8 protein-coding genes are annotated in these 10,061 nt (G+C 67.9%); 2 read left to right on the top strand and 6 right to left on the bottom strand.

From position 1 onward, the window contains the following. Positions 1-27: 27 nt before the first annotated feature. The 6 genes from STHE_RS08660 to lexA all read right to left on the bottom strand — a co-directional run bounded on the left by STHE_RS08660 (position 28) and on the right by lexA (position 6,840). Entirely contained in the window at positions 28-1,317 is a 1,290-nt protein-coding gene (locus STHE_RS08660; RefSeq protein WP_012872191.1) for an adenylosuccinate synthase, read from the bottom strand. Between the two features lie 249 nt (positions 1,318-1,566). After that, complete coding sequence (locus tag STHE_RS08655; protein ID WP_012872190.1) at positions 1,567-2,592, bottom strand: DnaJ C-terminal domain-containing protein; 1,026 nt, start codon at positions 2,590-2,592, stop codon at positions 1,567-1,569. A 194-nt stretch (positions 2,593-2,786) separates the two neighbouring features. Beyond that, positions 2,787-3,428, bottom strand: a complete 642-nt coding sequence (locus tag STHE_RS17950; protein ID WP_012872189.1) for a DUF4013 domain-containing protein — start codon at positions 3,426-3,428, stop codon at positions 2,787-2,789. A gap of 299 nt (positions 3,429-3,727) precedes the next feature. Continuing rightward, positions 3,728-4,165 carry a VanZ family protein gene (locus STHE_RS17945; protein WP_012872188.1) on the bottom strand — a complete coding sequence of 146 codons (438 nt, stop codon included), beginning with the start codon at positions 4,163-4,165 and terminating at the stop codon, positions 3,728-3,730. After that, complete coding sequence (locus tag STHE_RS08640) at positions 4,162-5,373, bottom strand: glycosyltransferase family 4 protein (RefSeq protein WP_012872187.1); 1,212 nt, start codon at positions 5,371-5,373, stop codon at positions 4,162-4,164. The genes STHE_RS17945 and STHE_RS08640 overlap by 4 nt, the downstream gene beginning before the upstream one ends. 825 nt (positions 5,374-6,198) lie before the next feature. Then, a complete protein-coding gene (gene lexA, locus STHE_RS08635) occupies positions 6,199-6,840 on the bottom strand; it encodes a transcriptional repressor LexA (protein WP_012872186.1) in 642 nt (213 codons plus the stop codon). A gap of 167 nt (positions 6,841-7,007) precedes the next feature. On the opposite strand from lexA, the gene STHE_RS08630 reads away from it, so the two are divergent. Both STHE_RS08630 and STHE_RS08625 read left to right on the top strand, forming a co-directional pair. Next, positions 7,008-7,565 carry a CvpA family protein gene (locus STHE_RS08630; RefSeq protein ID WP_012872185.1) on the top strand — a complete coding sequence of 186 codons (558 nt, stop codon included), beginning with the start codon at positions 7,008-7,010 and terminating at the stop codon, positions 7,563-7,565. Positions 7,566-7,582: 17 nt separating this feature from the next. Further along, complete coding sequence (locus STHE_RS08625) at positions 7,583-9,985, top strand: endonuclease MutS2 (protein WP_012872184.1); 2,403 nt, start codon at positions 7,583-7,585, stop codon at positions 9,983-9,985. Positions 9,986-10,061: the final 76 nt, after the last annotated feature.

Raw genomic sequence — 10,061 nt, 5'->3', positions numbered from 1 at the left:
GCGAGGTGTCAACGCGGCGGTGTCGCGCTAAACGGCCGCCCCAGCCTGGCGATGGAGCAGTTGCTGGCGACCCGGACCGACCCCGACCATCGTCACCGGCACGCCCAGCAACTCCTCGATCCGCTCCAGGTAGCGGCGGGCGTTGGGCGGCAGATCATCGACGCTCGTGGCGCTCGACGTGTCTGCCTGCCAGCCGGGCAGCACCTCGTAGACAGGCTCGACCCGCTCATAGACCGACGCCACGGCGGGCGGTGCCACGATCGGCTCCCCGTCGAGGCGGTAGCCGACGCAGATGCGCACCTCCGGCAGCGTGTCGAGCACATCGAGCTTGGTGACGGCGACCTCAGTGACGCCGTTCAGGCGGGCGGCGTAGCGCCCGGCGACGGCGTCGAACCAGCCCGTGCGGCGTGGCCGGCCCGTGGTGGTCCCATACTCGTGACCCCGGTCACGGAGCATCTGGCCCGTCTCGTCGTGCAGCTCGGTCGGGAACGGCCCGCCGCCGACACGGGTGGTGTACGCCTTGTAGACGGCGATCACCGTATCGACCTGTGTCGGGCCGATGCCCGCACCCTGGCAGGCGCCTGCGGCGGTCGGCATGCTCGACGTGACGTACGGGTAGGTGCCGTAGTCGACGTCGAGCATCGTGGCCTGTGCGCTCTCGACGATGACCCGCTTCCCGGCGGCCAGGGCGTCCTGCACCACCATCTCCGCCTGCACAACGAGCGGTGCCAGGCGCTCGCCGAGCGCGGCGTACTGCTCCGCGAGCGCGGCGACGTCAAGCGTCTCCCCGTTGTCGAACCCGGCGAGCAGCAGGCGCTTTTCCGGCACGATCAGTTCGAGCCGGTCACGGAGCGCGGACTCGTCAAGGAGGTCCGCCACGCGGATGCCCCGACGCCCGACCTTATCGCTGTAGGCGGGTCCGTTGCCGCGCAGGGTGGTGCCGATCGACTGGGTGGCGCGGCGTTCTTCCTCGGCGCGGTCGAGAGCTGGATGGTACGGGAAGATGACGTTGGCCCGGTCGCTCAGGAAGAGCCGGCTCAGGTCGACCCCGCGCTCCCGCAGCGCGTCGATCTCGTTGAGGAGTTGAACCGGATCGACCGCGACCCCGGCACCGATGACGCAGTCGCAGCCGGGGTGCAGCACCCCGGAGGGGACCAGGTGGAACTTGAAGACCCCCTGGTCCGTGACGACGGTATGGCCGGCGTTGGTGCTGCCGTTGGGGCGGACCACCATCTGCGCCCGCTCGGCGAGCGCGTCCGTGATCTTCCCCTTGCCCTCGTCGCCCCACTGGCCGCCAATGATGATCGTTGCCGGCATCGCCGACCTCCCGTCCGGGCACGCACAACGGTCCGCGAACCAGTTGCCCGCGGACCGTGCCCAACTATATCTCAGGGATGGGTTTGAGAACAGGTTGGCGTGGGTGTCGGCCGGAGGCTCGCCCAGTCCCAGACAGGGAGACGGGCCCTTACCCCCGTCCCCTCTCCCAACATAGGGAGAGGGGGGGTACTTGCAGGGCTTGGGCGGCGCTTCGTCTGCTGTCCGAGCTCACGGCGTGGCTTGTTACCGCTATGCGTGGACGCGGGCCTTGCGGGCGTCGCGCAGGCGCTCGAACAAAGCGCGCTCCTCGTCGCTCAGCCCGGTCGGGAGCACGACCTTGACCCGGGCGAGCAGGTCGCCCTTGCCGCCACCCTTGAGGGCCGGCATGCCCTTGCCCCGCAGGCGGAAGACGCGCCCGTTCTGCGTCTCGGGCGGGATGGTGAGCACCACCGGGTTGTCAAGCGTGGGCACCATAACCTCGCCGCCGAGAATGGCCGTGTAGAGCGGTACCTCAACCTCAGTACGCAGGTTCAGCCCATCGACCTGGAAGCGCGGGTGCGGCGCCAGCGAGACGAGCAGGTAGATGTCGCCGTTCGGACCGCCGTTGACTCCAGGCCCGCCCTGGCCGGCCACCCGGATGCGGGAGCCGTCGCGCACACCGGCCGGGATCTTGACCTCCAGCGTCTTGGTGCGACTCAGCGTGCCCGAGCCGCCACAGGTGGGGCAGAAGCCCTGGCCGTTCAAGCCGGTGCCGCCGCAGGTGGGGCAGCGCTCCTGGATCTGCACCTCGAAGCGGCGGGTCGTCCCGTGGTAGGCGTCACGCAGCGAAATGGTGATCGGATACTCGTAGTCCTGACCGCGCTGCGGCTGCTGGCGGACCCGCGAGCGCGCCCGGCCGATAGTGTCGCCGAACAGCGTCTCGAAGAAGTCGGAGAACGGGCTCTCGCTCGACTGGCGCGTCCCGCCGGACCACCGGCCACCGGTGAACCAGTCGGAGAAGTCGGTCCAGCCGGAACCCGTCCCGGTGCCGGCCGTCTCCGCCTGCTGGTAGCGCTCCCAGTCTGCGCCGAAGCGGTCGTACTTGGCGCGCTTCTCGGGGTCGCTCAAGACCTGATAGGCCTCGTTGATCTCCTTGAAGCGCTCCTCGGCGCTGGCATCCCCCTTGTTGACGTCGGGGTGGTACTTCCGCGCCAACTTGCGGTACGCGCTCTTGATGGTCTTCTCATCGGCGTCCCGAGGGACCCCGAGGATCTTGTAGTAGTCCTTGAACTCCATCGAACCCTCAGCTCCACCCCTGAGTCATGACGTCAGCGCCGTTGGTCGCCCAATTATACGACCTTGAGTCGATCAGTGTCAACCTTCTTGTCTACTCCCGTCACGACCTGGGTGGCACCGGGGCGTGAGGTGAGGTCCGGCGCTCGCACCGCGCGGGCGCCGGACGTCGTGCACGAGGAATGCCGCTATGCGCGCTAGGCGAGCGGGCGAATAGCGGCGGTCGGATCACCCTGAAGCTGACGGCGAACCTGGCCGTACAGGTGCGCCTGAACGACGTAGGCGAAGAACACCGTGAAGATCACGCCGATGATGCAGAGGACCACCCCGACCATGGCCAGCAGGGCGATTACGATCGACATCAGCAGAACGATCAGCAGCGAAGTGGCCACCGGCCGAATCTCGTTGAAGATGGCGCCGAACTGCAACCCGGCGCCGATGTCCTCGGTGAGGGCCACCCGGGTGGCGAAGAGCGGCTGAACGAACGCGGCGCCCAACGAAAGGATGGTAATGAGACACTGAAGGCCCAGGTTCGTCGAGCTCAAGTCGTTGCCGTTCCCGCTGAAGGAGGCCATCAGTGAAACGATAGCGGCCGGGATGCTCCAGACGAACGCGACGACGATAAACTTGAGCCCGCGCACAAGATCCCCGCCGAAGTCATTCCACTCGGGCAACGGCACGTCCTCGTTCTCCACCACCTGCCGGACCAGCCGGAGCCAGTAACCGCTGACGAAGAGCCAGCCGATGATGGGGATTAAGACGAGGAGACCCCCGATAGCGACCTTCTTGATCCACTGAGAGTCCTGGAACGTGAACGTGAACGCGCGTCCGATGTCCACTCGCTGACCTCCCCACGTTACGTACGCCGGTCATGCCGCCGGCCCCCGGAACCTACCTGTGCCACCCCTCTCGGCCCCGATCCTCAGGGGAGATTGGCGTGCTGGCAAGATCCAGCGGTCCTGATCTATGAGTAGCATGATACCAGCTAGCGTGCAGGCACGGAATCGTCGAACCCGCGTTCGTACTACGCGGAATTGGAGTGACGATCCACCCGTACCCGCGAACGTCCCCAAAGTCACCGCCGGGCCGGCTCGTGCCTGGTCAGTCGGCCGCGTGGCGGTGCGTGCCTCTGATCGGCTCAGGACGACGTGCGCGGCGGTGACCCATCGGGACGCGCAGCGCGTTGCCTGCGCACCAGTGCCGTGGTGATCCTGACGGCATGTAGCGTGACGCCGAGCGCGGCGCCGATAGCGTCGGCAAGCAGGTCGCCGAGCGACGGGTCGCGGCCAGGGACGAACGACTGATGCCACTCGTCGCTGATCCCGTAGAGCACCGCCAGGACGAGCGCCAGGCGAGCCGCGCGGCGTGGGCCGGCGCCGGACTCCTGCAGAGCCGCGGCGAGCAGAAAACCGAGGATGCCGTAGGCGATAAGGTGCCCCGCGATGGCCGTCAACTGCGTCGAGAGCCCCGGAGCGGTCGGGATCCGCGATTGGTCGGAGAGCATGTAGATGACCGTCGCCCAGAGCGCGACGGCGACCCACCGACGCGCGACCCGCACACGCCTGCGCCGGTTCATGTCCGGGTGCTCCCCGCGTCGAGCGCGACGGCGTAGGCTTCCAGGACGCGTTCGACCAGGCGATCCCAGAGGAGTTCGGCACCGATGAACGCGCGGGCGGCTTGGCCGATCTGGCGACGCCGCTCGGGATGGGACAGCAGCACGCTGACGGCCGCGGCCAGGGCTCCGGGGTCGCCGGGTGGCACCAGCGCGCCGGTCGCGCCGTCCCGGATGACCTGGGCGTTCTCGCCGACATGCGTGGTCACGACCGCTGTGCCGGTTGCCATCAGCTCCAGTAACTTGACGGAACTCTTGGCTCGATTCAGCGGCGTGTCGTCAAAGGGATGGACCGCGACGTCGCACGCAGCGGCGATAGCGCCGATGTCGGTGGCTTGTACCCAGCCAAGGCGCGTGATGGCGGAACCGATGCCGGCCTCCTTGGCGGCCTGATCGAGGATTTCCTCCGGACGGCCGTCTGCTGACGCACCTGCGATCACGAGTGTGGCGGTCGGGTGTACCTCACGTACCCGCGCAAGCACCGTCACGAGCGCAACCGGGTTGAACTCGACGAAGCGCGTGTAGAGGAGGATGCGTGGCCCGTCGCCGGGCAGGCTGGCACGGGCACGGGCGACTGCATCCTCGTCGGGTGCGAGCTGTGCGAAGCGGGCGGCGGTGAGGCCGTTGGGAACGTAGAAGACCCGCTCCGGCGGCGCCCCGAGGTCGCGGGCGCGCCGCTCCAGGATACGGCTGGCGACAGTCAGCGCGGCGGCCTGCCGCGGCCAGGTACGCTCCTGCCAGTCGAACAGGCGGCGCTCGACGGGGCCGTAGAGGCCGGTATCGTTCCAGCCGCCGTCCCCCTCCCAATCGTCCATGTCGATGACCACCGGCAGTGACCTCCGCAGCCGGCGCCCTGCCAGATCGCCGAAGCCCTTGGGTTTGAAGACGTGGATCAGACCCGGCCGGTCGGCTCGTGCCCAGCCGAGCATCTCGCGGACAGCCAGCGGCCAGAGGAGCGGATGGGTCGTGCGGGTCGTGCGGAGTTCGACGCCGTCCTCCTCCCATTGCTTGCCGGCGTCGTCGGGATAATCCCAGGGCGTGGTGCCGATCGCGGCCCACCAGCCGCGGGCGACCAGTACCTGAGCGATGCCAAGCGCGCGGGCACGCAGCGTCGCCTTCGGCCGGAAGCCGAAGGTGCCCAGCATCAGGACACGGTTTGGCTCGGGGGTCATGCTCACGGCGCAGCCTACGCTCCGACAACGTTCCCAGCCGGATGCTACCAGCGGGTCCAGGGGCACGACAACCGGAGTACAGCCGCCCGTCCCCGGCGGTATGGAGTCTATGAAGTATGACGAATACGATGGGGCACGGCGGTGGTGTGGGGCACGGGGCTCATGGCACTCGCCGAACTAGCGGCGTGGCGCAGGTCGGCACGTGCCCTGGGGTGATCGAATCCAACTCCTGCGTTCGGTCTGCTGCACCGGCATGTGTCCGGGGGTGAACCCCCGGGCTAACAAGGGAAGCCGGCTAAAGCCGGCTGAGGATGGGGCATGGCTCACGGCCCGGTGATACGGTGTTCACCAGCTGGCCCGTGCCCGGGGACTTACCCCAGGCACCAACCACGCGGTCGGGACCTGAGGTGCACCATCGACGCCGATTGCCCTTCAGCCCGCTTCAGCGGGCTTCGTCTTGTCAGCCCGGGGGTTTACCCCCGCGCACGCGCCACATCGCGGGACTCTCACCACCCACCCCCGGGGTACCGAGCACCGAGGGATCCTTTGCACAACCCATCCGCGGCCACGCGCCACGGCGCATGGACCCTCGCACTACCTGTCCCCCGGTACGGAGGAGGGCGTTGATCACAGGCGCGATCCGTTCGCATACCCGCGTAACCATCCCGCGCCGTATCAAGGCGGCGGCTCGGGCCGCCGCACTCGAAATGGATTACCCGTCAGGGGAGTCGAACGAAGCGGTGCTGCCTGCCTCGGCAGCGCAATGCGTGGGGGAGCATCGCGCCGCCCCGGGTTGTGGGCGTGGGAAATCGCTCGGTTCGGCGGTTACGAGTAGGGGCGGACGACCGTTACCAATTTCCCCTGGATTTCGACGTTATCGGGCGTAGTATAGATTGGAGACATCGTGGCATTCGCGGGCTGCAACCGAATGCGGGAGCCTTCGTGATAGAAGCGCTTGAGGGTCGTCTCCTTCTCGGCTCGGAGCCACACCGCCACCGTCTCCCCGTTCTCGCAGGTCTGCTGATGGCGGAGGATGACGATGTCTCCGTCGTTGATGAGCGCGTCGATCATCGACATCCCCTTGACCCGCAGCGCAAAGAGCCCATCGGTGCGCGAGCCGATCAGATCGCTGCTGATGTTGATGGTCTCAGTCGTCTCGTCGATCACGATGTCATCGAGGACTGGAATCGGCTCACCGGCGGCGATCTGCCCGATCACCGGGACCTGAACGATATTGCGCACCGGTACGGGACGGTTGACCAGTTCGATCCCGCGCGAGATGTTGCGGTTGCGGCGGATCAGATTCCGCTGCTCCAGGATGTTGAGGTTGTAGTCCACAACACTGGTGGACGAAATATTAAGATCCCGCTGAATCTCGCGAATGGTTGGAGGATAGGTGTTCTCCTCCAGGAACCGCTCGATATACTCGAGCATCATCTGCTGTCGTCGAGAGAGCGGCTTACCCATCCTCCACCTCATCTCCGGGCCGAACGCGCGAACGACACGACCTTAGTGTCATTATAGGAGCGAACATCTGTTCTTGTCAACTAGACGAGGCCCGGAGGGATGCGGCAGGCGGTGAGCCGCGGCGTAAGTGGGTGCCGGCTGCGTCGGAGGAGTGATAGGGGACGAGGATGAACGTCGTCGATATCGTCATGACCTTCGTCTTCCTGGGTGTGTTTTCGCTAGGATTTTTCGCGGGGCCCGCACGGGCAGTGATCGGCTTGATCTCGCTGTACGGCGGGCTCGTGGCCGCGGCGGTGTTCTATCAGCCGCTCGGGCGTACCCTGACGGATCTCTTCTGGCCGATGTCGCCGTGGATCGGCGCCGTGACGGCCTTCATCCTGCTGCTGGTAGTCGTCGGGGGTGCGCTGCTCTACGTGCTGCTCTGGTCGTTCCGGGTGAGCCGCCTGCGCAGCCGCCTCGCCAGCAACGACCGTGGGGGGCGGCTCGGGATGCTCGTGGTGGTGCTGGTGTCGGTGGTGATCAGTGCCACGGTCGTGACCACCGCCGTCCGGCTCGCGGACTGGAGCGTGCAGAACCTGCCCGAGGGAGACCGGCGCGCCGCGATAACCCGACACTTGAACGGGTCGGTGATCGCTGGGAATACGCGGCGCCTGACGCCGCACCTGTACACGGCTGTGGTGTCGTGGACGCCCGTCGCCGACGCGCCGATTCTGCGTCCTGACTGAATTAGAGGATCACATTCGTGAGCTATGAAGCATCCAGGCAGCTCGAGTTCGATCGCGTACTCGAACTCCTCGCCCAACGCTGCCAGTACTCCGTCGCCGCTGAGCGGGCGCGTGAGATCGGCCCGACCGGCGACGCGTCGCGCGTGGCCTACCTGCTGGCCGTCACGCGGGAAGCGGTGACACTCCTGACCACCTACCCGTCCTTTACCGTGGGCGGGGTTCGCGACATCCGACCACTCGTGGAGCGGGCACGCCGCGGGTCGCTCTTGTCGGCGGGTGACCTGCGCGACGCGCTCGACACCATCCAGGCGGCGCGTGAACTGCGGCGCACGTTCTTCAAGATCCCAGACGCGAACGAGCTGTACCCGAACCTCTCGGAATTCGTGGAGGCCATCGCAGACCTCGCGGGGCTGGAGGCCGACCTGGGAAGGACCGTCGGGCCGCGCGGCGAGATCCTCGACACCGCGTCCGAGCGTCTGGCGGAGATCCGGCGCGAGGTGCGAATCGCGCACCGTCGCCTGCTCGATCGCCTGAACCGGATGCTGACCGACGCCGCCTACGCCGGCGCGATCCAGGACGCCATCGTGACGATGCGCGAGGGGCGATACGTTATCCCGGTGCGCGCGGACCGGCGAGCGCAGATACCGGGGGTGGTCCACGCCACTTCGGCCAGCGGGCAGACGCTGTTCGTCGAGCCGATGGCCGTGGTCGAGTTGAACAACCGCTGGCGTGAGCTGCAGATGGCCGAGGAGCACGAGATCGAGGCCATCCTCCGGGCACGGTCGGACCAGATCGCGGCGGCTGCCGACGACCTGGATCAAACGGTTGAGGCCGTGGCTGCGATAGACCTGGCGCTGGCGAAGGCGCGGCTGGCGTTCTCCATGCGCGCCGTCGAGCCGATTCTGGTAGAGGCGAGCGGGCCGGGCGCACCCGGTGGACACCCGCGGCACCGGATCGACCTCCGGCAGGCGCGCCACCCGCTGCTTGACCCGGATACGGTGGTCCCGATCGACGTGCGGATCGGAGAGACGTACCGCATCCTGGTCGTGACCGGGCCGAACACCGGCGGGAAGACGGTCGCGCTCAAGACGGTCGGGCTGCTGACCCTGATGGCGCAGACCGGCCTGTTTATCCCCGCGGCGGATGGCTCGGCGCTGAGCGTCTTTTCTGCCGTCTATGCCGACATCGGGGATGAGCAGAGTATCGAGCAGAGCCTGTCGACCTTCTCCGCGCACGTCACCAAGATCATCGCCATGCTCCGGTCGGCGGATGCCGACAGCCTGGTGCTGCTCGACGAGATTGGAGCCGGGACCGACCCGCAGGAGGGCTCGGCGCTGGCCCGCGCCATCATCTCCGCGTTGCTCGAGCGCGGCGTGATCGCAATGGTCACCACCCACTACTCGGAACTGAAGGCGTTCGCGTACGTGACCGAGGGGACGGAGAACGCCAGTGTCGAGTTCGACCTGCGAAACCTCTCGCCGACCTACCGGCTGCTCCTGGGGGTTGCCGGGCAGTCGAACGCGCTGGCGATCGCCGAGCGGCTGGGGATGCCGCGCGAGGTAATCGAGGCGGCGCGGTCGTACCTTTCCCCCGGCACCGAGCGGGCGGACGAACTCTTGACCGAGATCCGGCGCCGTCGCGCCGAGGCGGAGAAAGCGCTGGCGGCCGCGCGCGACCAACAGCGGGCGGCGGAGCGAGCCCGGCGGCAGGCTGAGGAGGCGCTGCGGGAAGCCGAGCAGGCCCGTGCTGCCGCGCGGGAGGACGCGCTGGCGGAGCTGGCGGAAGAGCTGCGAGAGGCGCGCGACCTGCTGCGGCGGCTGCGTGCTCGTGCCGAGGCGCCGGCTACCCCGATCACCCCGGCCGAGAGGCCCGCGTCGCAGGACGTGGAAGAGCTGGGCGAGGAGCTGCGCCGCGCGCAGGAGCGCGTGCGACAGGCCGCCCGGCGTCGTCGGCCACGCACGGCACCCGCCGAGCCGCTACGGGTCGGCGACATGGTTGAGATCCCCTCGCTCGGAATGGAGGGGGAGATCGTCGGGTTTGCTGACGGCGGCGAGGAGGCCGACGTGCAGGTCGGCGCCTTCAAGGTCCGTCAGCCGGTGTCGGCGCTGCGGCGTGTTCGGTCCGCCCCGGCCCCGCGTCAGGCGACGCGGGTCACCGTGCCGGCCGCCCCGTCGGTGGACCAGGAGATCAACCTCCTCGGGCGTCGTGTCGCCGAGGCTCAAGAGGAACTGGAAACCTACCTCGACGCGGCGGCGCGGGCCTCACTACCGTGGGTCCGGATCGTCCACGGCAAGGGAACGGGTGCCCTCCGCGCCGCGGTGCACGAGATGCTGCAGCGTCATCCGCTGGTGGAGCGCTTCGAGACAGCCGAGCCGAATGCCGGTGGTGACGGCGTCACCGTGGCGTTCCTCAAGGGATGAGCCGTCCCGCAGAGCCTCGCCCGTCGATCCTGTGTAGCTCTCCTCTCCCAACCTTGGGAGAGGGTCGGGGGTGAGG

This window comes from Sphaerobacter thermophilus DSM 20745, assembly GCF_000024985.1.
Lineage (GTDB): Bacteria > Chloroflexota > Chloroflexia > Thermomicrobiales > Thermomicrobiaceae > Sphaerobacter > Sphaerobacter thermophilus.
The sequence above is the reverse complement of the archived record's forward strand: the minus strand, read 5'-3'. Positions and strand labels throughout refer to the sequence as shown.